The sequence below is a fragment of the Aeromonas mytilicola subsp. aquatica genome, from assembly GCF_044336385.1.
Taxonomy (GTDB): domain Bacteria; phylum Pseudomonadota; class Gammaproteobacteria; order Enterobacterales; family Aeromonadaceae; genus Aeromonas; species Aeromonas rivipollensis.
The window spans coordinates 717,703-740,722 of record NZ_CP172298.1 but is presented as its reverse complement, the minus strand read 5'-3'; the positions used below and the strand labels follow the sequence as shown (position 1 = coordinate 740,722).

Genomic DNA, 23,020 nt, shown 5'->3' with positions numbered 1-23,020 from the left:
GGGCCCGGCGTTACCGCCGGGCCCGTTTTTTTTATGAGGTGCAGGCTTAGTTGGCCTTGGCATCGCTCACAGCAGCTTCTGCCTTGGTGGCCACGTCAGCAGCAGCCTTCTCGACGGTAGCAGACGCTTCGGAAGCAGCCTTCTCTACGGTAGAGGCAGCTTCGCTAACAGTTGCAGCAACGTCGGCGGCCGGAGTAGCAGCCGGAGCGGCGGCTTCTTCTTTCTGACCACAGGCGGTCAACATCAGACCCAGGATACCGGCTACCAGTACTTTGTTCATGTGCATACCCTCAAAAAAAGATGGAGAGATGGTGTCAATAACCATCACTGTGCGTCTTCGCCCCCGGTAAAACAGCGAGCCACCGGGAGTCAGGAGGCGCGCGAAATATATCCCCATATGCGGCCAATGAAAACGCGTATCACAATGATATTTTCTCGTTGGCTAGATAAAAAGAACTACTGCAACGACCAATATTAATACAATACGCCTTTGTTGACGCGCAACAGCACAATTAAACACCAACAAGAGAACGATTGTCAGTCAATCGTTGCCATTTCGGCAGCCATCACCCAGATAGTGAAAGTGACCTCAATCAGACAGCTTCTGACAAATCAGCCGCCGCCCCTGGCTGTCGCTCTCTCTGGCCAGATCCAGCAGCGCCATCACCGCCAGGGCCTCCACAGCGGGCACTGGGTTGCTCGCCTCACCCCTGATGGCGGCGCAGACACCGCTGTAGTAAGCGCCGTAATCCCCGGCCTCCCCGCTCACCGCCTGCACCAGGGGCTGCCCCTCCACCATGCGGCTGAGCTGGCCGGGTTCGGGATCCTGGCCCCAGTTCACCGCGGGCGGGCGCAGGCCGAGCTTGAGCTGCTCCTCCTGCACATCCATGCCGAACTTGATAAAGGATCCTTCGCTGCCGTGGATGACGAAGCGCGGCATGGTGGCAGAGACCAGACAGCTGCCGTGCAGTATCACCCGAAGCGCGCCGTAGCCCAGCACCACGTGGAAGTAGTCATCGCTCAGTGCCCCCGGGCGCTGGGCGGCCAAATCCGCCTGGATCCAGTCAGGCTGGCCGAAAAGCTGCAACGCCTGGTCCAGGATGTGGGGACCGAGATCGAACCAGAGCCCGGAACCCGGGCCGCCCGCCTCCCGCCAGCGCTGACGGACTTCGGGGCGGTAGCGATCGAAATGGGATTCAAATTGGGCGATCTTGCCCAGCGCCCCTTCCGCCAGCAGGCGGCGTACCGTGAGGAAATCCCCGTCCCAGCGCCTGTTGTGGAAGATGCTGAGCAGCCGCTGCTGCTTCTCGGCCAGCTCGACGAGCGCCTCGGCTTCGGCCAGATCCAGCGCGAACGGCTTGTCGATCACCACGTGCTTGCCCGCCAGCAGTGCCTGACGGGCGATGGGGGCGTGGGTATCGTTGGGGGTCGCTATCACCACCAGATCGACAGTGCTGTCGGCCAGCACCTCGTCCAGCGAGCCGACGCGGCAGCCGGGCAGCTCGGCCTGCACCTTGGCGGCATCCCGACTCACCACCCAGCGCAGGGCAAGCCCCGGGGTGCTGGTCAGGAAGGGGGCGTGGAAGGTCTGTCCTGCAAAGCCATAGCCCACCAGGGCGGCGTTGATTGTCTGACTCATGGGATTCTCCGCTGAACTGTCCAATATGATAGGCACCTGGCGAGGTTGCGCCCAAAAAAGAAGGGGGCCTAAAGCCCCCGTTTCGTTCATCAGAGCACAGGATTTATTGCCTGTGCAAGCGACGTTATCCATCAACGCCGGGGGTTGTGCCCCCGCGCATCAAGGCTGCAGGCAGAGGCGACGACCCTGTCGCGTCATCAGCATCAGCAAGGGTGGCAGCAGCAGCCACATGTGCAGTGCCAACTGGCTCAGGGGATCCGGCATCAGCCATCCGGTGATCCCCACCAGGGCGCCGGAGCCGCTCATCTGGAACAGGCCGAGCAGGGCGGCGGCGGTGCCGGCGCAGTGGCCGAAGGGGGCCAGCGCCATGCCGGCTGCTGCACCCAGTATCATGGCGAAGCCGATGCTGGAGAGGAACACGGGCCCCATCATCGCCAGCGGATGAGCCAGGTGCATGGTCAGCGTCAGCAGGATGGCTGACAGCAGCAACACCAGCAGGCCGATGCGCAGGGTGCGTCTCGGTCCTACCCTGGCGATGAAGCGCGGCGCCAGGAAGCAGGCCAGGATGTTGAGCGCCGCGTTGGCGGTGAACCAGTAGCTGAAGCCGTTCATGTCCAGACCCAGCTTCACCATCAGCTGTACCGGCGCCGCCGTGACATAGGCCAGGATCACCGCCATCGCCAGCATGCAGAGCGCCGCGTTGAACAGGAAGCTCGGGGAGCGCAGCACAGGGCTGTAGCGGGACCAGCTGATGAGCGGGCCGCTGCTGCTGGTCTCCTCCGGGCGAGTCTCCGGCATGCGCCACAGCAGCCAGCTGCCGACCACAACGGCGTACCCGGCCATAAACCAGAAGTTGGCCGACCAGCCCGCCTTGGCGGTGAGCCAGCCACCGAGCAGGGGCGCCAGGGCGGGGATGAAGCAGATGGCGCCGTTCAGGTAGGAGATCATCTGACCGCTCTTCTTGGGGCCATAGCTGTCACGCACCACGGAGAAGGCGGCGACCGAGGTGGCACAGGCACCGAAGCCTTGCAACACCCGCGCCAGCATCAGCTCGCCCAGGCTGGCGGCAAAGCCGGCGGCCAGGGCGCTCAGCCCGTAGAGCAGCACGCCGCCAAGGGCGATGGGCTTGCGGCCGTAGCGGTCGGCGAGCGGCCCCACCAGCAGCTGACCCAGCCCCATGCTGAACAGAAACCAGGTGATGGTGCCCTGCATCAGGGTCACCTCGGCCCCCAGCTGCTCGGCCATCTGCGGGATGGCGGGCAGATAGATGTCGATGGCCAGCGGGCTGAACAGCACCAGGAGTACAAGCAGAAGAATCAATGGCATCAGTCACCTCAAGCCCTAGGGGGAAAATCGATTGGTGCGCGAGTCTACTGACTCAGAGTAATGAATTGAAATGGTATTTAATCACTTTGGTTATTCCTATGAGGAAACATGTATTTTATCTGCCTCTCAGCACGACCAGGGCAGCCCTCATCCGGTGCCGGATTGCAGGCAATTGGCGCTTTTACTAAACCCCTGCCCCGCATAGAATGCGCAGATTATTTTTGCGGAGGTGTGCGATGAACAAGCTTGTCCTGGCAACAGGGAACCAGAAAAAGGTGAAGGAATTGGCCGCCATGCTGGCCGATATGAAGATCCAGGTGATCCCACAGAGCGAGTTTGCGGTCTCCGATGCCGACGAGACCGGCACCACCTTCGTCGAGAATGCCATCATCAAGGCACGCCACGCCGCCCGCATCACGGGCCTGCCCGCCGTCGCTGACGACTCCGGCCTCGAAGTGGATCTGCTGCACGGTCGCCCCGGCGTCTACTCCGCCCGCTTTGCCGGTGCCGGTGCCAGCGACAAGGAGAACATCGACAAGCTGCTGGCCGAGCTGCAAGGTGCCCCCGACTACCTCAAGAGCGCCCGCTTCTGGTGCGTGCTGGTCTATATGCGCCACGCCGACGATCCCACCCCCATCATCTGCCAGGCGAGCTGGGAGGGGATGATCATCGACGAGCCCCGTGGTCAGCACGGCTTTGGCTATGATCCCGTCTTCTTCGTGCCGGATCACGACTGCACCTCGGCCCAGATGCCGGCTGAGCTCAAAAACCAGCTAAGTCACCGTGGCCAGGCCCTGGCCAAGCTCAAGGCGGCGCTGGCCGCGGCGCACTGAGACCCGACCGGGCTCCGGGATACGCCGGCACGCATTTCATCTACAATGGGGGCCGTCGGCCCCCGTGTTGCTTATGGCCTCCCGGTTCAACGAGCGCAGGCCCTCATTGACCATGGGGAGCCAGCCAGGCCCCCGTTTTGATTTTTGATTATTGGAAACCCCATGCTGCAACTGCCGCCCCTCTCCCTCTATATCCATGTGCCCTGGTGCGTCCAGAAGTGCCCCTACTGCGACTTCAACTCCCACGCCCAGAAGGGGGAGCTGCCCCACCTGGAGTACGTGGCCGCCCTGCTGGAGGATCTGAGCCAGGATCTGCACTGGGCCCAGGGGCGCCCGCTCTCCTCCATCTTTATCGGCGGTGGTACGCCGAGTCTGCTCTCCGTGGAAGCCATGCAGGCGCTGCTGGACGGGGTGCGTGGGCGCATCGCACTGACCCCGGATTGCGAGATCACCATGGAGGCCAACCCAGGCACGGTTGAGGCGGACAAGTTCGCCGGCTTCCAGCGCGCCGGCATCAACCGCATCTCCATCGGGGTGCAGAGCTTCCAGCAAGAAAAGTTGACCCGGCTCGGCCGTATCCACGGGCCGGAGGAGGCACGCAAGGCCGCCGAGCTGGCCCATGCCATCAAGCTGCCCACCTTCAACCTGGATCTGATGCACGGCCTGCCGGATCAGAGCCTGGAAGACGCCCTCTATGATCTGCAGCAGGCCATGGACTGCGCGCCGCCCCATCTCTCCTGGTATCAGCTCACCATAGAGCCGAACACGGCGTTCGCCTCCAAGCCGCCCAAGCTGCCAGAGGATGACACCCTGTGGGACATCTATGAGCAGGGCCACGCCATGCTCACCGCCCAGGGTTATCAGCAGTACGAGATCTCGGCCTACGCCAAGGCGGGCTATCAGTGCCGCCACAACCTCAACTACTGGCGCTTTGGCGACTATCTGGGCATAGGCTGCGGTGCCCACGGCAAGGTGACGGATCTCGCGAACCATCAGATCCTGCGCACCGCCAAGGTGAAGCACCCCAAGGGTTATCTGGACCCTGCCCGCTCCTATCTGGACAGCCAGTGGCAGGTGAGCGCGGACGATCTGCCGCTGGAGTACTTCATGAACAGGTTCAGACTGTTCGAGCCCGCCCCCAAGGCGGAGTTCGAGGCCTATACAGGGCTGCCGCTGGAGCGGGTGGAAACCATGCTGGCGGTTGCCCAGACCAAGGAGCTTATCGAAGACTTGGGAGAGTGCTGGCAGCTGACGTCTCTCGGCCATCGCTATCTCAACGTGCTGCTCGAGCTCTTTATGGACGAATAAGCCGACGGGGCATCAAGGTCTGGCTTCACCGCCAAAACAGAGAGGGTGCCCATGGCACCCTCTCTGTTTCAGTCATGCCTAGCGGCAGAAACCCGCTCAGCAGCAGACGCGTACCATCCGCTGTTGACCGGGCACCCACCGCTGGCCGTGCTTGGCCTTGCGCTGGTAGCTGCCCTTGCCCTTCTTGCTTGGTTCGACCCTGGCCTGGAAGAGGGTTGAGGTCACCAATGCCTTGAGGTGATTGTCCTGGATGACGCCCCGCCCATGATCGTGGGCCTGATCGATGATATCGACCCGCTTCTTCTTGGCCATATTGGCTCCTGTCTGTGTGGTTGAAACTGGCTAAAAATACGCCAGTGGAAATAAAAACGCGCCGATTGTGCGCCTCCCGGCCCCCGAGTGCAAGAGGCCGGGGCGGATTGCCCTGGCTCAGGGAGCGGGCCGGTAGATCACCCGCACCAGGCCGCTCGCCAGCACTGCAGTGGAGAGTGGGACAAGCCGCTCTGGCAGCGGCTCGCCGCCAAACAGCGAGACGCCCTTGCCCAGCACCACCGGCACCCAGAACAGGGTCAGCTCGTCCACCAGCCCGGCTTGCAGACCCTGCCTCACGACCTCGCCACCGTCCAGATAGAGGTGGCGCGCCCCCTCCTGCCACAGCTCGCTCAGCACCTGCGCCAGCGCCCCCTGCCGGAAAGTGACATGGGCACGGGGCGTGGCGGGCCTGTGGGTCAGCACGGTCACAGGTTTGTCGCCGTAGGGCCACTCGGGGAAGCCGAGCACGGTTTCGTAGCTGTTGCGCCCCATCAGCAGCAGATCTGCGCTGGCCATCAGGGCGCCGTAGCCGGTCTCCTCCTGGGAGTCGCCGCTATAGGGTTCCAGCCAGGCGAGATCGTTCCCCTCCCCCGCGATAAAACCGTCGAGGGAGAGGGCGAGGAAGGCAGAGACCCGGGGGCGATGGCGCTCAGTGCTCATGGTCGTGATGCTCGTGACGGGAAGGGGTGCCGGACTCCAGGGTCTCCAGGATGGCGCAGTGCTCCGCCGAGCGAGGGCCGCCGCAGCAGATGTCGGAGAGCGCCTTCAGGTTCTCCCGAAAGCGGGTCAGCTCGATAATCTTCTGCTCCACCTGGGCCAGCTTGGTGTCGGCCACCGCCTTCACCTCCTGACAGGTGACTCTGGCCTTGTTGGTGTCGAGGGCGAGCAGCTCGCCTATGTCCGCCAGGGAGAAGCCCACCGACTTGGCGCGGATGATGAACTCCAGCCGCCGCCTGTCCTGCTCCCCATAGAGGCGGTAACCCGACTCGTTGCGGATCCCCGGCGAGATGAGTCCGTTCTTCTCGTAAAAGCGCAGGGTGTCCGCCTTCACCCCGCACGCCTTGGCCAGTTCCCCGATCCGATACATCCTTCCTCTCCCGCCAAATATGGTACTCAATATAAACCGGATTCCACTATCGCCCCTTTGCCCGGCGATTGCCAGCCAAAGGCAGGAAAGCGGCAGCCAACCCCGGCCTTCCCGGCTCTTTACCCTCAAAACACTGAAAAGACAAACGTTTCACAAAAAATCATCAGAAAACGTTTAACACCGCACCACACAAGGCTTTGTCTCTTTAAAAAATCCACCACGGCTCACATTTTTTGTGTAGAATACGCGCCCACAAGAGAGCGTCGCGTCAAGCGGGCATTTCCTAAAACGCGTTTGCCAACAGCAGGTCTTTTTGGCGAGAGTGGTTTGCGAAATCCCCCACTTCCATTTATTTGGGGACTCTCTGTGTTGAGCCTCGCCTCCCATGGAACGGTCCCCGTTATGCTGAGGACGATAGTGTGATGGAACAAGCTCGACCCATTCGCCGTGCGCTGCTGAGTGTGTCTGACAAGACTGGCATCCTGGAATTTGCCAAGGCACTCAACGAGCGTGGCGTGGCCCTGCTCTCCACCGGCGGTACCGCCAAGCTGCTGGCCGATGTGGGCCTGCCGGTGACCGAGGTCTCCGACTACACCGGCTTCCCCGAGATGATGGATGGCCGGGTCAAGACCCTGCATCCCAAGGTGCACGGTGGCATCCTCGGCCGCCGCGATCGGGATGACGCCATCATGGCCCAGCACGCTATCTCCCCCATCGACATGGTTGTCGTCAACCTCTACCCCTTCGCCGCCACCGTGGCCAAGCCCGGTTGCACCCTGGAAGACGCCGTCGAGAACATCGACATCGGCGGCCCGACCATGGTCCGCTCCGCCGCCAAGAACCACAAGGACGTCACCATAGTCGTCAAGGCTGCCGATTACGGCCGCGTGATCGCCGAGATGGATGGCAACGGCAACAGCCTGACCCTGGCTACCCGCTTCGATCTGGCCATCGCGGCCTTCGAACACACCGCCGCCTACGACGGCATGATAGCCAACTACTTCGGCACCCTGGTGCCCTCCTACGGTGACAACAAGGAAGGCGACGCCGAGTCCCGCTTCCCGCGCACCTTCAACGCCCAGTTCATCAAGAAGCAGGACATGCGCTACGGCGAGAACAGCCACCAGGCTGCCGCCTTCTACGCCGAAGAGCAGGCCGCACCTGGCTCGGTGGCAAGCGCCATCCAGCTGCAGGGCAAGGCGCTCTCCTACAACAACATCGCCGACACAGACGCGGCGCTGGAGTGCGTGAAGGAGTTCGCCGAGCCGGCCTGCGTCATCGTCAAGCACGCCAACCCCTGTGGCGTCGCCATAGGTGAGGATCTGCTGAGTGCCTATGATCGCGCCTACCAGACCGACCCCACCTCCGCCTTTGGCGGCATCATCGCCTTCAACCGCGAGCTGGATGGCGCCACTGCGGCGGCCATAGTCGCTCGTCAGTTCGTCGAGGTGATCATAGCCCCCAGCATCAGCCAGGCGGCCCGCGAGGCGGTGGCCGCCAAGCAGAATGTGCGCCTGCTCGAGTGCGGCCAGTGGACTGCCCCGGCCCAAGGCTTTGACCTCAAGCGTGTCAACGGCGGTCTGCTGGTGCAGGAGCGGGATCACGGCATGGTCACCCTGGGGGATCTGACCGTAGTCAGCCAGCGTCAGCCGACCGAGGCCGAACTCAAGGACCTGCTGTTCTGCTGGAAGGTCGCCAAGTTCGTCAAATCCAACGCCATCGTCTACGCCAAAGACGGCCAGACCATAGGCGTGGGCGCCGGCCAGATGAGCCGGGTCTACTCCGCCAAGATCGCCGGCATCAAGGCCGAGGATGAAGGGCTGACTGTGGCGGGCTCCGTCATGGCCTCCGACGCCTTCTTCCCGTTCCGCGACGGCATAGATGCCGCCGCCGCCGCGGGCATCTCCTGCGTCATCCAGCCAGGTGGTTCCATGCGCGACAACGAGGTGATCAAGGCCGCCAACGAGCACGGCATGTGCATGGTGTTCACCAACATGCGCCATTTCCGTCACTGATGAGTCAGGGCCGCCACTGGCGGCCCTTTTGTTGTCTCTTTTCAACTGACTATTTTCAACCGCTGCCCCAGGCGGTTATCACAAATAGAAGCGAGCGATACGATGAAAGTACTGATCATTGGCAACGGCGGCCGTGAACACGCCCTGGCCTGGAAGGCCAAGCAATCCCCCATGGTGACCCGGGTGTTCGTCGCCCCCGGCAATGCGGGCACCGCCCACGAGGGCAGCATAGAGAACGTCGCCATAGAGGCGACCGACATCCAGGCCCTGCTGGCTTTCGCCAAGGCCCAGCAGATCGGTCTCACCATAGTCGGGCCGGAAGCGCCCCTGGTGAAAGGGGTGGTGGATGCCTTCCGTGCCGAAGGGCTCGCCATCTTCGGCCCGACCGCCGCCGCCGCCCAGCTGGAGGGCTCCAAGGCCTTCGCCAAGGACTTCCTGGCGCGCCACGCCATCCCCACTGCCGACTACCAGAACTTCACCGAGGTGGAGCCTGCTCTGGCCTACCTGCGCGAGAAGGGTGCCCCCATCGTCATCAAGGCTGACGGTCTGGCCGCCGGCAAGGGCGTCATCGTCGCCATGACCCTCGAAGAGGCGGAAGCGGCGGTACGCGACATGCTCTCCGGCAATGCCTTCGGCGACGCCGGCGCCCGTGTGGTGATCGAGGAGTTCCTGGACGGGGAAGAGGCGAGCTTCATCGTCATGGTGGACGGCGAGCACGTGCTGCCCATGGCCACCAGCCAGGATCACAAGCGGGTCGGCGACGGCGACACCGGCCTCAACACCGGCGGCATGGGGGCCTACTCCCCGGCGCCAGTGGTGACAGATGCGGTGCATCAACGCGTGATGGAGCAGGTGATCATGCCGACGGTGCGCGGCATGGCGGCCGAGGGCAACGTCTACACCGGCTTCCTCTACGCCGGCCTGATGATAGACCCCCAGGGCAACCCCAAGGTGATCGAGTTCAACTGCCGCTTCGGCGACCCCGAGACCCAGCCCATCATGCTGCGGATGCGCTCCGATCTGGTGGAGCTCTGTCTGGCCGCCTGTGCCGGCAAGCTGGATCAAGTCGAAGCCATCTATGATCCCCGCGTCGCCATCGGCGTGGTGCTGGCGGCGGGCGGTTACCCCGGTGACTACCAGCAGGGCAAGCCCATCAGCGGCCTGCCGGTGGAAGAGGCGAGCGGCGAGAAGGTATTCCATGCCGGCTCCCAGCTGGCGGGAGACACCATAGTCACCGCCGGTGGCCGCGTACTCTGCGCCACCGCGCTGGGCCACACCGTCGCCGAGGCGCAGCAACGCGCCTACCAGCTGGCGGGTCGCATCCAGTGGGACGGTGTCTTCTATCGCAAGGACATCGGCTGGCGCGCCATCGAGCGCGAGCAGGCCAAGTAAAGGCCGTCTCCCCCCATCGAACACAAGGGCCTGCGGGCCCTTTTTGCTGCCCGGGCCACCTGGGGCGCGGATAACCGCCCAGCCAACCCCAGACTTCCCCCTAAGCCCGACATGGTGGTGGCAAGGAGGCATTCATCCCCTTGGCACCTCTCTCCGCCTCGGGTCTGCGGCCCTGGGTTGTCGCCCATTTTCCGCCCCCAGCCCACCCCCTTCTGACTACATATGTACAGCACAATGCACACATTTCGTCACAATTGGTCGCACTTTCCCCATACAATTGCCCCGCTTTCATGGCATCATGCTGTATGATACCGCACTCAAATGAGTGCCATAAGAACCTGCAATATCGTCGTCTCATAAGGAAATCCCATGTTGAAAACTGTGCGCCCCCTGCTGCTGCCCCTGATGTTTGGCCTGATGACCCTGCCCGCCATGGCCGGCGATCTGGAGCAGCCGATGAAGAAGATCGGCTTCAACTACAAGCAGGCCGTCAAGGCAGATGATGCGGCCACCATGGAGAAACACATCAAGGAGATGAAGGCCCAGCTCGATGTGGCCAAGGAGAGAAACATGCCGGCTGCCAAGAAGGAGAAGTTCCTCGAGGGCATGAACAAGGTGCAGAGCGAGCTGGATGCCAGCCTGGCGGCCCTGCAGGCCGGTGATCAGGAGAAGGCCCAGGCCCATCTGGCCAAGGTCAATGACCTGAAGAAGGAGTACCACCAATATGCCAAGCAGAAAGGCTGATCCCTTCCACTGGGATGGCCTGGTCCGCCTCACCCACTGGGGTGTGGCAGCGGTCTGCATCGGCAACCTCTGGCTCAACGAGGCGGGCGAAGAGTGGCATGAATGGCTGGGCTATGGCGCCATGGCCCTGATCGGGTTGCGCCTGCTGTGGGGGCTCACCCTGGCACGGGGCCATGCCCGCCTTGGGGCCCTCATCCCGAGCCGGGACGATTTCCGCCAGCAGGCGGTGGCGCTGCGCGAGCGCGCACCGGCGGCGCCCGGCCATCACGGCAGCGGCAAGCTGGCGGTCTGGGCACTCTGGCTGCTGGTGCTGGCGACCGCCGGCAGCGGCTGGTTCCAGAACACCGAGACCGGCTTCGAGCTGGGGGCCGACGACTGGCATCTCTGGTGTACCTGGGCACTGCAGGCCATGATAGCTCTGCACCTGTGCGCCATCGTCTACACCTCCTGGCGTCAGCGCAGCAACCTGGTGACCCGGATGCTGCCCCGCCGCCGGCGCCGGGTACCAGAGCGCCAGCAGGAACCCCACTCCTGAAGCAGACGGGCACCAGGGTGCCCGTCTTCCTTTCCCCGCTTGTCCAACCGCAAGGCCACCTCTTCCAGGCGGCCGCACCGGCTTTACCCCCTCAACGGCGCGACGCCCCCCCCTCTTTTGCCCGGCCGCCATGAAAGCATTTTCATTCACACTTCTTAACTAATCCCGGCTGTACGATTTTCAATCTCCTCGATTTCATGAATGCTACAGAGCCGAACGAGGTTGTCTGTGGTCCGTTCGACATGATGACAGTGACACGTCAATAACAAGATCGAAGGGAAAATCGTCATGCACAACACAGTGTTTCGAACCGCCATGCTCGCCGCGGTGCTGGGCTCATTCACCCACACAGCCGCCGCCGAAGGGGTCATGGTCCATCTGTTCCAATGGAAGTTCAACGACATCGCCAACGAGTGCGAGACAGTGCTCGGTCCCAAGGGGTTCGGGGGCGTCCAGATCACTCCGCCCGCCGAGCACAAGCAGGGGAGCCAGGTCTGGTGGACCGTCTACCAGCCCGTCAGCTTCAAGAACTTCAACAGCTTCGGCGGCAGCGAGGCGGAACTCAGGAGCATGATCACCCGCTGCAATGCGGCCGGGGTCAAGGTCTATGCGGACGCCGTCTTCAACCAGCTGGCCTCGGGCACCGGGACAGCCACCGGCGGCGGCAGCTACAACTCGGGGCAATATCAGTATCCCCAGTTCGGCTACAACGACTTCCACCACAGCGGTGACATCACCAACTACGGCGACAGCAACAACGTCTGGAACGGCGCCCTCTACGGCATGCCGGATCTCAATACCGGCTCTCCCTACGTGCAGGATCAGATAGCCAGCTACATGAAGACCCTGCTGGGTTGGGGCGTGGCGGGCTTTCGCATCGATGCGGCCAAGCACATGGCCCCCGGCGAGGTGAAGGCCATACTCGACAAGGCGGGCAGCCCCAAAGCCTATCTGGAGGTGATAGGTGCAGGCGGGGAATCTCCCGACATCCAGCCGGGTCGCTACACCTATATCGACACTGTCACCGACTTCAAATACGGCACGGATCTGGCCGCCAACTTCAACGGCCAGATCAAGAACCTCAAGACCCTCGGCGAGAGCTGGGGCCTGCTCCCCTCCAACAAGGCCTTCGTCTTCGTGGTCAACCACGACCGCGAGCGCGGCCACGGAGGCGGCGGCATGCTCACCTTCATGAGCGGTGCCCGCTACGAGCTGGCCAACACCTTCATGATGGCCTGGCCCTATGGCTGGAAGCAGGTGATGTCGGGCTACCGCTTCGAGAACATGGGCACCTATGAAACCGACAAGGGGGCGCCGGGCAGCACGCCCTGCACCGATGGCCAGTGGAACTGCGAGCAGCGTCGCCCGACCATCATGAACATGGCCCTGTTCCACAACAGAACCGAAGGGCAAGCTGTCAGTCACTGGTGGGATAATGGCAACAACCAGATAGCCTTCGGTCGGGGAGACAAGGGTTTCGTCGCCATCAACAACGAGAGCGGCAGCCTGGTGGCCTCGGTGCAGACCGGCCTGCCGGCGGGCGAGTACTGCAACCTCCTGGGTGGCAATGACTACTGCAGCGGGGGCTATGTCACCGTCGACGGCAGCGGCAAGGCCAGCCTGAACGTGCCGGCCATGAAGGCCGCCGCCATCATCGCCGGCTGCACCAAGGCCAGCCCCTGCGGCGGCACCGCCCTGCCTGGCAACAAGTTCAGCAGCATGAACCTGCGCGGCACCCACAACGCCTGGGGCAACACCCCCATGACAGTCGATGCCAACCGCGTCTGGTCCGCCACCCTGACCCTGACCGGCAGCGGTGACGCCACCGGCGCCCAGCGCTTCAAGTTCGACGTCTTCGGCAACTGGACCGAGAACTACGGCGACAACGAAGGGGACGGCATCGCCGACAAGGGCAGCAGCAAGGATATCCTGGTCAGCGGGGCGGGCAGCTACCGCATCACCCTGAGCGAAGGCGATCTGCGCTATACGGTCACCCCTCTCACCAGCAACCAGGCACCGGTCGCCGCCCTCTCACCCAAGGTCCTCAGCGTCAAGACGGGGGAGAGCGTGGTGTTCGATGGCTCCGCCTCCACCGACGATGAGGGGGTGACGAGCTACAGCTGGTCTACCGGCGGCAGCGCCCCCACTGAGACAGTCCAGTTCGATACCCCGGGCACCCATACCGTCACCCTGACAGTCACCGATGCCGAGGGGCTGACCGCCAGTGCCAGCGCAACTGTGACTGTCACCGACAGCAACGGCGCCTACAACAGCGTGCTGCCGACCCTGAACTTCCGTGGCACCCCCAATGCCTGGGGCTCGCTCGCCATGACGCTGGTTGCCGACAACCAGTGGGAGGCCTTGGCCACCTTCAACGGCCAGGCCAACCAGCGCTTCAAGTTCGACGTCAAGGATGACTGGACCCAGAACTATGGCGACACCAACAAGGATGGCGTGGCCGAACAGGGGGGGGCCGACATACTGACCCCGATCAGCGGCCAGTACCGGGTGCGCTTCAACGACCAGACCCTGCAATACAGCCTGACCCCGGTCAGCGTCGGCTATGCCAAGAACCTCGCCAGCCTGAACATCCGTGGCACCACCAATGGCTGGGGCACCACCCCCATGATGCTGGTGGGGGATCACCAGTGGCAGGCCGGCGTCACCTTCACCGGGGCCGGTGATGGCAGCGGCGGCCAGCGCTTCAAGTTCGACGTCAAGGGTGACTGGACCCAGAACTACGGCGACACCAACAAGGACGGCGTGGCCGAGCTGGCCGGAGCCGACATCACCACCGCAGTGGTCGGTGCCTATGTGGTGCGCTTCAACGACCAGACCCTGGCCTACAGCCTGAGCGCCCAGTAAGCCCCAGGGGCGTGACGCCCTTGTGACCTTCGGGCATCCCATGGCCTCCTTCCCACAGGGCAGGAGGCCTTTTCATGGGCCCGATGGCGCCATCACGCTGCCCCTCTGCCAGCCCCCCCGTTCCCAGTTCGCCGACGGGCAGGCATACTGCCTCCACATCCCCATGCAGGAGCGCATATGAAACTATTGGAAACCCTCAAGGCCGAGGGACGGATCGAAGAAGCCCGCCAGCACGGCCTGCTGCAACTCATCGAGCACCCGCAACACGCCGAACTGCATTATGAAGTGGCCAGCCTGCACGACATGCAGGGTCGCGAGGCACAGGCCATCCCCCTCTACCAGAAGGCCATCAGGCTGGGGCTGGGCGAGGCCTCCTTGCGCGGCGCCTGGCTCGGCCTTGGCAGCTCCTATCGCTGCACCGGGCAATATGCCGAGGCCCTTGCCGCCTTCGACCAGGGGTTGGCTCGCTTTCCGGACGCCACCGAGTTCAGGGTGTTCCGTGCCATGGCCTGCTACAACCTGGGGCACCACAAGGAGGGGATGGAGACGCTGCTGGCGGTGCTGGCCGAGACGACTGCAGATCCTGCCCTCGTCCCCTACAGGCGCGCCATGGCACTCTACGCCGAGGATCTCGACAGGCGCTGGTGAACGCCAGAAACGACAAAGCCGCTCATGATGAGCGGCTTTGTCTGAATGTGGTGGCCCCTGCCCGACTTGAACGGGCGACCAATCGATTATGAGTCGACTGCTCTAACCAACTGAGCTAAGGGGCCAGAATCTTGGTTTTGCGGCGTGGATTATAGGGGATGTGAGATAAGCCGTCCATAGGCAGATCAACCACTTGGCGAGTTTTTGTCCACTATTCCGCTAATCTTTTGCACCCAGGCTTCCGGATAAAACAAAGCCCCGCATGGCGGGGCTTTTGAGACAGGGCTCAGGCAGTGCCTCAGGACTATTCGTCCAGGAAGCTGCGCAGCACTTCCGAGCGGCTCGGGTGGCGCAGTTTACGCAGTGCCTTGGCTTCGATCTGACGAATACGCTCACGGGTGACGTCGAACTGCTTGCCCACTTCCTCGAGGGTGTGGTCAGTGTTCATGTCGATACCGAAACGCATCCGCAGCACCTTGGCTTCGCGGGCAGTCAGACCGGCCAGCACTTCGCGGGTGGCGTTGCGCAGGCTCTCGCTGGTCGCCGCATCCGCCGGCAGGGCCAGGGTGGTATCTTCGATGAAGTCGCCCAAGTGGGAATCTTCATCATCACCTATGGGCGTCTCCATGGAGATAGGCTCCTTGGCGATTTTCAGTACCTTGCGGATCTTGTCTTCCGGCATGCCCATGCGCATGGCCAGCTCTTCCGGGTTCGGTTCGCGACCCATCTCCTGCAGCATCTGACGGGAGATACGGTTGAGCTTGTTGATGGTCTCGATCATGTGCACCGGGATACGGATGGTACGGGCCTGATCCGCGATGGAGCGGGTAATGGCCTGACGGATCCACCAGGTGGCATAGGTCGAGAACTTGTAACCACGACGGTATTCAAACTTGTCCACCGCCTTCATCAGACCTATGTTGCCCTCCTGGATCAGATCCAGGAACTGCAGACCACGGTTGGTGTACTTCTTGGCGATGGAGATCACCAGACGCAAGTTGGCCTCGACCATCTCTTTCTTCGCACGGCGGGCCTTGGCCTCACCAATGCTCATGCGACGGTTGATGTCCTTGATCTGGGCGATCGACAGACCGGTCTCTTCTTCGATCTGCTGCAGCTTGCCGATGGAACGCAGCACTTCTTCGTCCATCTCGAGCAGACGGGGAGACCAGGCCTTGCCAGCCTGCTTCTGGTATTCAAACCAGGCAGTCTCGCACTCGTTGTTGGTGAAGGCCGCGACGAAGGTCTTCTTCGGCATCTTGGCCTGCTCAACGCAGAGCTTCATGATGATGCGTTCCTGCACGCGAACCCGCTCCATCATCTCCCGCATGTTGTTGACCAGGCGATCGAACTGCTTGGGCATCAGGCGGAATTGACGGAACACATCGGCCAGCTGGGCGATGGCAGCCTGGGTGTCGTCGTGGGCGCGACCATTCTTCTGGATGGAGAGACGGGTGACTTCGTACTGGGCACGCAGTTCACCGAACTTCTCGCGGGCGACTTCCGGATCCGGACCACCGTCCCCATCGTCGTCGGAGCTGTCGCCGTCTTCGTCTTCATCCTCGTCTTCATCTTCGTCTTCGTCAGCGAGATCGTCTTCACTGAGTTCAGAACCGATGTGAGTGGCGGTCGGCGCCACGTCGTCCGCTTCGTTCGGATCGATAAAGCCGGAGATGATGTCGGACAGACGCAGTTGCTCGGCTTCGTACTTGTCGTACTGTTCGAGCAGGTAAGTGATGGCTTCAGGGTACTCGGCAACGGAGCTTTGTACCTGATTGATACCGTCCTCGATCCGTTTGGCGATGTCGATTTCGCCTTCACGGGTCAGCAGTTCGACGGTACCCATTTCCCGCATGTACATGCGGACAGGATCGGTCGTGCGACCAATCTCAGATTCAACAGATGCCAGAGCCTGGGCCGCTGCTTCGGCAGCGTCCTCATCGGCGGTACCACCTTCGGCCATGATCAGATCATCGGCGTCCGGGGCGTTTTCCACTACCTGGATACCCATATCGTTGATCATCTGGATGATGTCTTCGATCTGGTCAGAGTCGACAATGTCTTGCGGGAGGTGATCGTTCACCTCGGCATAGGTCAGGTAGCCCTGTTCTTTACCTTTGGCAACGAGGAGTTTAAGCTGAGACTGCGGGGTTTGCTCCATAGAACTCATCCGGTTGGTGTTGCTAGGTTGCGCGTACAGTGCGCTGCTGCGCAAATAGCCAATTCTAATAGAAAACCGCCAGACATGCTATGTCTGGTTGCGGCGTCGGTCATGAGAAACCCCTGCCCGCAGTATTGTCGGGGCCAGGCGGTTATAAAATGTTTGCTTTTAATCCCGTCGATTCGGGCAACGGTATTCATATTGGGACTAATCACTCAAATATCAAGCCCCGCTCTCATTTCTTTTCTCAATCTGTACCTCTCTGATCAGCATCATCAGCTCCTGTGTTTCCTCAGAGCTTAGCCCTTCCTGGGCCACCTTGGCCTGCAATTCTTCGATTCGTTGCTTCAGAAACTGGTTGATGAAACCGACGAAGGTATCCTGCAATTCTCCCAGAATATCCGGCTCCTGGTCGAGTTTGATCTCTTCAAACAGGTCGTGCATGGCCAGCTGAGCCAGGATCTCCCCCTCCTTGGTGCCGCGCCAGTGCTCCAGCAAGATGCCGGTGGTGATCCCTGGCTGAGTCAGGATCTGCTGATGCAGCTGCAACAGGAATTTGATGCCCTGCACCCGCAGCCCAGCCAGCTCCGGCATGGCCGGCAGTTCAGCCGTCACCGCCGGATATTGCACCATCAGAGCCAGTGCCCGGCGAATGGGAGTCAGTTTGGCGGCCTTGGGCTTGCTGACTTCGCCCTTGGGCTGGCTATTGCGGGCAAACAGCTCGGCGATCCGCTGCTTATTCTCCCCCCAGCGCATCATGCTGGAGAGCCGGGTGATCAATCCCTCGCGAGTAAAGCCCTCCGGCACGCGACGGATCAGTTCGGCAGCCTTGTTGGCCACTTCAAACTTGCCCGCCTCACCAGAAAGGGCGGCATCACGCCCAAGACGTTCGAACATGAAATCGGCGAAGGGCTGAGCCTCGTCCAGCAAGGCCTCAAACCCCTCCTTGCCGATCTGGCGGACCAGAGAATCGGGATCCTCCCCATCCGGCAGAAACACGAATTTGAGTTCGCGCCCGTCCTGCAGATGGGAGAGGGCGTTGTCCAGCGCCCGCCATGCAGCTTCACGGCCGGCGTTGTCGCCATCGTAGCAGCAGACCACCTCCGCCGTGGTACGAAACAGGGTGTGGATATGGTCACTGGTGGTGGCCGTCCCCAGCGCGGCCACCGCATAGTCGATGTCATACTGACCGAGCGCCACCACGTCCATATAGCCTTCCACCACAAGGATCCGACGAGGATCCTTGTGTGCCTGCTTCACCTCGTAGAGGCCGAACAGTTCACGCCCCTTGTGAAAGATGGGGGTCTCCGGCGAGTTGAGGTACTTGGGCGTGCCATCCCCCAGCACCCGGCCACCGAAGCCGATGACCCGACCCCGCTTGTCACGGATGGGGAACATGATGCGATCACGGAAGCGATCATAGCTGCCAGGACCGCTGTCGCGGGGGATCAGCATGCCGCCGGAGATGAGCAGCTGTTCGTGATCCCGGCTGGTCCCGAAACGGCGCCTCACCTGATCCCAGTCTCCCGGGGCATAGCCGATGTTGAAGCGCTTGACCACTTCCCCGGTCAGGCCGCGTCCCTTCAGGTACTCCACCGCATGGGAAGCGCTCTTCAGGTTGCTTTCGTAGAAGCGGGCGATCTGGTTCATCAGCTCAAAGAGATCCTTGCTGACGGCGGGTTGGGCACTGCCAGAACCGCCCAGGCTCTGCTCGCGAGGCACCTGCATGCCTTGCATGCTGGCGAGCTCTTCGATGGCGTCGGGGAATTCGAGTCCGTCGTACTCCATGACAAAGCCGATGGCGTTGCCGTGGGCGCCACAGCCGAAGCAGTGGTAGAACTGCTTCTCCTGACTGACGGTGAAAGAGGGGCTTTTTTCGTTATGAAAAGGACAGCAAGCCTGATAGTTCTTGCCGGCCTTCTTCAGCCGCACCCGCGAGTCGATCAACTCGACGATATCGGTGCGTACGAGCAGATCATCGATAAAGGATTGTGGGATCCTGCCTGCCATAACCGTCCTGTTTCATTACTCGGAAAAATAAAAAAGCCGCGCATTCACAGGGAAGCACGGCTTCTTTCGACTAACAAGAGAAATGCCTGTTACGCCAAGCGGGTTTTCACCTGAGCACTGACGGCGCCGACATCGGCACGCCCCTGAATCTTCGGCTTCAAGACAGCCATGACCTTGCCCATATCAGCCATGACGGCAGCACCACTTTCAGTGATGGCTTGCTCGATCAGTGCGGCAATTTCGTCTGCGGTCAGCTGTTGCGGCAGGAATTCCTGCAGCACAAGGATCTCTGCGGACTCTTTGTCGGCAAGATCCTGACGACCGGCAGCTTCAAATTGGCTGATGGAATCGCGGCGCTGTTTGACCATCTTGGTCACGACAGCGAGGATATCCTCATCATTGAGCTCGATACGGGAATCAACTTCACGCTGCTTGATTTCTGCCATCAACAAACGGATCGTCCCCAGGCGAGCCTTATCTCTGGCAAGCATGGCGAGTTTTTGTTGATCCTTGAGTTGATCCTTCAGAGACACGACATTATCCCCCGATTAGTACAGGCGGATACGACGTGCGTTTTCGCGGGACAGCTTCTTGGCGTGACGCTTAACGGCAGACGCTTTGGCGCGCTTACGGATGGTAGTCGGCTTCTCGTAGAACTCACGGCTACGAACTTCAGACAGGATACCGGCCTTTTCGCAAGAACGCTTGAAGCGACGCAGAGCAACGTCAAACGGCTCATTTTCACGGACTTTGATTACTGGCATGTGCCTTTCACCTCAGTGATATATTGTTAGCTGACCATCAGTCGATCAGCATGTCTTAAAATGGTGCGAAATTATACTCTGGACAGGGAATGAAAGTAAACCCGCAGAGATCGCTCTGGTTTAAAAAACCCGCGAAGGTTACCATAGCCGTCTCATTTTAGCAGTGAAATTTTTTAGCAATGCGTGTATTGGGCATAGAGACATCCTGTGACGAAACCGGGATCGCGATCTTCGACGATCAAAAAGGGATCCTTTCCCATCAGTTATACAGCCAGGTCAAGCTGCATGCGGACTACGGTGGCGTCGTCCCCGAGCTCGCCAGCCGGGATCACGTCCGCAAGACGATCCCCTTGATCCAGGCCGCATTGCAAGAGGCGGGACTGGGTAAAGATGACATCGACGGCATCGCCTACACTGCGGGGCCGGGTCTGGTTGGCGCCATCCTGGTGGGGGCGACCATAGGCCGTTCCCTCGCCATGGCCTGGGGTAAACCCGCCGTGGCGGTACACCATATGGAGGGCCACCTGCTGGCTCCCATGCTGGAGGAGCGGGCCCCCGAATTCCCCTTCGTGGCGCTGCTGGTCTCCGGCGGTCACTCCATGCTGGTGCGGGTCGACGGCATCGGCAGCTATCAACTGCTGGGGGAATCCATCGACGATGCCGCCGGCGAGGCCTTCGACAAGACCGCCAAGCTGATGGGACTGGACTACCCGGGCGGCCCCCTGCTCTCCCGTCTGGCCGAGAAAGGCACCACGGGACGCTTCACCTTCCCCCGTCCCATGACGGACAGACCCGGTCTCGACATGAGCTTCTCCGGCCTCAAGACCTTTGCCGCCAACACCATAGCCGCCAACGGCGATGATGAGCAGACCCGTGCCGATATCGCGCGGGCGTTTGAGGATGCTGTGGTCGATACCCTGGCCATCAAGTGCCGCCGCGCCTTGAAGGAGACAGGCCTCAAGCGTCTGGTGGTGGCCGGTGGCGTCAGCGCCAACCGTCATCTGCGCGCCCAGCTGGCCGAGCTGATGGAGAGCCTCAAGGGCGAGGTGTTCTATCCGCGCACCGAGTATTGCACCGACAACGGCGCCATGATCGCCTATGCTGGCATGCAGCGCCTGAAAGCGGGCGTGTTCGAGCCGCTGGTCGTCAAGGCGGTGCCGCGCTGGCCGCTGGACACCCTGGATCCCGTGTGATCCCAAGGATCCTCTCGCAATGAAAAAGGGGCCTCTGGCCCCTTTGTTGTGTCTATCGTCGGCATAATAGCCGTCCGTTGGTTAACGATTAATTGGTTCTAAACAGGGCCTCGATGGAGAGCCCCTGCCCCAGCAGTATCTCCCGCAGGCGGCGCAGCCCCTCGACCTGGATCTGGCGCACCCGCTCCCGGGTCAAACCAATCTCGGCCCCTACATCTTCCAGGGTGGCCGGCTCGTAACCGAGCAGGCCGAAGCGGCGCGCCAGCACCTCACGCTGCTTGGGATTCAGCTCTTCCAGCCAGTGGACTATGCTGCTGCGCATGTCATCTTCCTGAGACTCCAGCTCTGGCCCCATGCCGCGCTCATCGGACAGAACATCGAGCAGGGCCTTGTCGCGATCGCCGCCGATGGGGGTATCCACCGAGGTGATCTTTTCGTTGAGCTTGAGCATGCGGTTCACATCGTCGACCGAGCGATCCAGCGCGAAGGCGATGTCTTCGGCGGTGGGTTCATGGTCGAGGCGGTGGGAGAGTTCACGCGCGGTGCGCAGGTAGACATTCAGCTCCTTCACCACATGGATCGGCAGCCGTATGGTGCGGGTCTGGTTCATGATGGCCCGCTCTATGGTCTGGCGGATCCACCAGGTGGCATAGGTAGAGAAACGGAAACCCCGTTCGGGGTCGAACTTCTCGACCGCCCGGATGAGACCGAGGTTCCCCTCTTCGATGAGATCCAGCAGCACCAGGCCGCGGTTGTTGTAGCGCCGGGCAATCTTGACCACCAGGCGCAGGTTTGATTCGATCATGCGCTTGCGCGCGGCTTTGTCACCGCGCAGGGCACGACGGGCGTAGTAGACTTCCTCTTCGGCCGTGAGCAGGGGGGAGAAGCCGATCTCCCCCAGATAGAGCTGGGTGGCGTCCATCACCTTGTTCAGTTCCGGCACCATGAGCTCATCGGAGATAGTCTCCTCAGCCTCGGCGGCAACCTCCTGAACCTCTTCTTCCTCCTGGGCCTCCAGCTCTTCGTCGAACTCTAACTCTGCATCCTGCATTACCAGTTGTTCTTGGCTCATGATATGTCTCCCTGACCTGAACCAGAGTAAGACCTAGCTCTCTGGGTTAACGCTTTGGCAAATAGCCCATCGGGTTGATTGACTTGCCTTTGTACCGGATTTCAAAGTGCAGGCGCACATCCGGCGCATCCGTGCTACCCATGTTGGCGATGACGGCTCCGCCTTTGACGGAGTCTCCCTCCCTGACCCTCAACTCGTCGTTGTGGGCGTAAGCAGAGAGGTAGTCATCGTTGTGCTTGAGAATAATCAGCTTGCCGTAACCCCTGAGTGCACTGCCCGCGTAGACCACTTTGCCGCCGCTGGCGGCGTAAACTGGTTGGCCCTTCTGGCCGGAGATGTCGATGCCCTTGTTGCCCTGTTCCGCAACGGAGAAGCCTTCGACTATCCGTCCCTTAGCTGGCCAATGCCAGGAGAGAGTTGACTGGGAACTGACGTTTTTTTGTTCTTTCGCCTGAGCGTATGCTGTTGACGGTGCAGGAGCAATCGTTTTCTGAGCAATAAACGGGGTGGTCGTACCTGCCGGTGCCGTCGCCATGGGTTTGGGCCCGGAGCTGGTCACCGGCGGAGTGGTCGCCGCCACCATCTGGCCGCCTGCCGCCGCACTCGCCCCCACGTTGAGCACCTGGCCAACATGGAGTGAATAGGGGGCCTGCAGGTTGTTGCGCTGTGCCAGAGTCTGATTGGAGACATTGAACTGGCGACCTATGCTGCTCAGGGTATCCCCACGACGCACCTCATAGGTGCCGTTGCCGCTTGTGGCAGGGCGGCTCATCGCCATGCCGGTGCTGACCACGACGCCGGAAGAGCCATCCAGCCTGAGCTGCTGGCCCGGATAGATGTTGTAGGGAGGGCTGATCCCGTTGAGGCTGACCAGGGATGCGACATCCATGCCCGAACGGAATGCGATGGAGTACAGGGTATCCCCCTTCACCACTGTGTAACTGCCACCCTGCATGCCCGAATTGGCCATGTTTTGACGAGTCGGGATGGTCGAGGCAATGGGGTCATTGCCCAGACTCTGTACCGGGGCAGCAGTCTTGCTGGAAGAGCAGGCAAGCAGTAGCCATGACAACACGACGACACTGCTTCCTTGCCAAACACGCGAACGCATAGTGG

At 61.6% G+C, this 23,020-nt stretch carries 21 protein-coding genes and 1 tRNA gene; 9 read left to right on the top strand and 13 right to left on the bottom strand.

What is annotated here, in order from left to right:
• Window positions 1-46 precede the first annotated feature (46 nt).
• The 3 genes from ACFWHB_RS03685 to ACFWHB_RS03675 form a co-directional block, all read right to left on the bottom strand.
• A complete protein-coding gene (locus tag ACFWHB_RS03685; protein ID WP_025328222.1) occupies window positions 47-280 on the bottom strand; it encodes a hypothetical protein in 234 nt (77 codons plus the stop codon).
• Window positions 281-589: 309 nt separating this feature from the next.
• Window positions 590-1,639: an oxidoreductase gene (locus ACFWHB_RS03680; RefSeq protein WP_395949478.1), complete on the bottom strand. Its 1,050-nt coding sequence runs from the start codon at window positions 1,637-1,639 to the stop codon at window positions 590-592.
• A gap of 159 nt (window positions 1,640-1,798) precedes the next feature.
• Window positions 1,799-2,965 carry a multidrug effflux MFS transporter gene (locus ACFWHB_RS03675; RefSeq protein ID WP_162519103.1) on the bottom strand — a complete coding sequence of 389 codons (1,167 nt, stop codon included), beginning with the start codon at window positions 2,963-2,965 and terminating at the stop codon, window positions 1,799-1,801.
• Between the two features lie 236 nt (window positions 2,966-3,201).
• On the opposite strand from ACFWHB_RS03675, the gene rdgB reads away from it, so the two are divergent.
• Both rdgB and hemW read left to right on the top strand, forming a co-directional pair.
• A complete protein-coding gene (rdgB, locus tag ACFWHB_RS03670; RefSeq protein WP_025328225.1) occupies window positions 3,202-3,798 on the top strand; it encodes an RdgB/HAM1 family non-canonical purine NTP pyrophosphatase in 597 nt (198 codons plus the stop codon).
• A gap of 162 nt (window positions 3,799-3,960) precedes the next feature.
• A complete protein-coding gene (hemW, locus tag ACFWHB_RS03665; RefSeq protein WP_395949477.1) occupies window positions 3,961-5,106 on the top strand; it encodes a radical SAM family heme chaperone HemW in 1,146 nt (381 codons plus the stop codon).
• Between the two features lie 96 nt (window positions 5,107-5,202).
• Here hemW and ACFWHB_RS03660 read toward each other — a convergent pair whose 3' ends face one another.
• From ACFWHB_RS03660 to zntR, 3 genes are all read right to left on the bottom strand, one after another.
• Window positions 5,203-5,418: a ribosome alternative rescue factor ArfA gene (locus ACFWHB_RS03660; protein ID WP_395949476.1), complete on the bottom strand. Its 216-nt coding sequence runs from the start codon at window positions 5,416-5,418 to the stop codon at window positions 5,203-5,205.
• Between the two features lie 117 nt (window positions 5,419-5,535).
• On the bottom strand, window positions 5,536-6,078 hold the full coding sequence (locus ACFWHB_RS03655; RefSeq protein WP_395949475.1) for a dihydrofolate reductase family protein: 543 nt from the start codon (window positions 6,076-6,078) through the stop codon (window positions 5,536-5,538).
• Window positions 6,068-6,505: a Zn(2+)-responsive transcriptional regulator gene (zntR, locus tag ACFWHB_RS03650; RefSeq protein WP_395949474.1), complete on the bottom strand. Its 438-nt coding sequence runs from the start codon at window positions 6,503-6,505 to the stop codon at window positions 6,068-6,070. Before zntR ends, ACFWHB_RS03655 begins: the two co-directional genes overlap by 11 nt.
• 422 nt (window positions 6,506-6,927) lie before the next feature.
• On the opposite strand from zntR, the gene purH reads away from it, so the two are divergent.
• The 6 genes from purH to ACFWHB_RS03620 all read left to right on the top strand — a co-directional run bounded on the left by purH (window position 6,928) and on the right by ACFWHB_RS03620 (window position 14,704).
• Entirely contained in the window at window positions 6,928-8,520 is a 1,593-nt protein-coding gene (gene purH / locus ACFWHB_RS03645) for a bifunctional phosphoribosylaminoimidazolecarboxamide formyltransferase/IMP cyclohydrolase (RefSeq protein WP_395949473.1), read from the top strand.
• Window positions 8,521-8,622: 102 nt separating this feature from the next.
• Window positions 8,623-9,912, top strand: coding sequence for a phosphoribosylamine--glycine ligase (gene purD, locus ACFWHB_RS03640; protein ID WP_106885845.1), 1,290 nt, complete (start codon window positions 8,623-8,625; stop codon window positions 9,910-9,912).
• Window positions 9,913-10,281: 369 nt separating this feature from the next.
• Window positions 10,282-10,656 (top strand): cytochrome b562, encoded by a 375-nt coding sequence (locus ACFWHB_RS03635; RefSeq protein ID WP_025328232.1) that lies wholly within the window; start codon window positions 10,282-10,284, stop codon window positions 10,654-10,656.
• Window positions 10,637-11,191: a cytochrome b/b6 domain-containing protein gene (locus tag ACFWHB_RS03630; RefSeq protein WP_106885844.1), complete on the top strand. Its 555-nt coding sequence runs from the start codon at window positions 10,637-10,639 to the stop codon at window positions 11,189-11,191. Before ACFWHB_RS03635 ends, ACFWHB_RS03630 begins: the two co-directional genes overlap by 20 nt.
• Before the next feature lie 288 nt (window positions 11,192-11,479).
• Window positions 11,480-14,056, top strand: a complete 2,577-nt coding sequence (locus tag ACFWHB_RS03625; RefSeq protein WP_395949471.1) for an alpha amylase C-terminal domain-containing protein — start codon at window positions 11,480-11,482, stop codon at window positions 14,054-14,056.
• Window positions 14,057-14,233: 177 nt separating this feature from the next.
• On the top strand, window positions 14,234-14,704 hold the full coding sequence (locus ACFWHB_RS03620; protein ID WP_395949470.1) for a tetratricopeptide repeat protein: 471 nt from the start codon (window positions 14,234-14,236) through the stop codon (window positions 14,702-14,704).
• 48 nt (window positions 14,705-14,752) lie between these two features.
• On the opposite strand, the gene ACFWHB_RS03615 is transcribed toward ACFWHB_RS03620, so the two are convergent.
• The 5 genes from ACFWHB_RS03615 to rpsU all read right to left on the bottom strand — a co-directional run bounded on the left by ACFWHB_RS03615 (window position 14,753) and on the right by rpsU (window position 19,639).
• Window positions 14,753-14,829: transfer RNA gene (locus ACFWHB_RS03615), tRNA-Ile, on the bottom strand.
• A 179-nt stretch (window positions 14,830-15,008) separates the two neighbouring features.
• Complete coding sequence (gene rpoD / locus ACFWHB_RS03610) at window positions 15,009-16,904, bottom strand: RNA polymerase sigma factor RpoD (RefSeq protein WP_289976629.1); 1,896 nt, start codon at window positions 16,902-16,904, stop codon at window positions 15,009-15,011.
• A gap of 183 nt (window positions 16,905-17,087) precedes the next feature.
• Window positions 17,088-18,875 carry a DNA primase gene (gene dnaG / locus ACFWHB_RS03605; protein WP_395949469.1) on the bottom strand — a complete coding sequence of 596 codons (1,788 nt, stop codon included), beginning with the start codon at window positions 18,873-18,875 and terminating at the stop codon, window positions 17,088-17,090.
• A gap of 89 nt (window positions 18,876-18,964) precedes the next feature.
• Window positions 18,965-19,408 carry a GatB/YqeY domain-containing protein gene (locus ACFWHB_RS03600; protein WP_050719053.1) on the bottom strand — a complete coding sequence of 148 codons (444 nt, stop codon included), beginning with the start codon at window positions 19,406-19,408 and terminating at the stop codon, window positions 18,965-18,967.
• Window positions 19,409-19,423: 15 nt separating this feature from the next.
• Window positions 19,424-19,639, bottom strand: coding sequence for a 30S ribosomal protein S21 (rpsU, locus tag ACFWHB_RS03595; protein WP_005309452.1), 216 nt, complete (start codon window positions 19,637-19,639; stop codon window positions 19,424-19,426).
• A 179-nt stretch (window positions 19,640-19,818) separates the two neighbouring features.
• Between rpsU and tsaD the strand changes: the two genes are divergently transcribed.
• Window positions 19,819-20,832, top strand: coding sequence for a tRNA (adenosine(37)-N6)-threonylcarbamoyltransferase complex transferase subunit TsaD (gene tsaD / locus ACFWHB_RS03590; RefSeq protein WP_043131995.1), 1,014 nt, complete (start codon window positions 19,819-19,821; stop codon window positions 20,830-20,832).
• A gap of 88 nt (window positions 20,833-20,920) precedes the next feature.
• Here tsaD and rpoS read toward each other — a convergent pair whose 3' ends face one another.
• The gene (rpoS, locus tag ACFWHB_RS03585; RefSeq protein ID WP_043131996.1) at window positions 20,921-21,904 is read right to left on the bottom strand and encodes an RNA polymerase sigma factor RpoS; all 984 of its coding nucleotides are present in this window, start codon (window positions 21,902-21,904) and stop codon (window positions 20,921-20,923) included.
• A gap of 46 nt (window positions 21,905-21,950) precedes the next feature.
• The gene (locus ACFWHB_RS03580; RefSeq protein WP_395949468.1) at window positions 21,951-23,015 is read right to left on the bottom strand and encodes a LysM peptidoglycan-binding domain-containing protein; all 1,065 of its coding nucleotides are present in this window, start codon (window positions 23,013-23,015) and stop codon (window positions 21,951-21,953) included.
• Window positions 23,016-23,020: the final 5 nt, after the last annotated feature.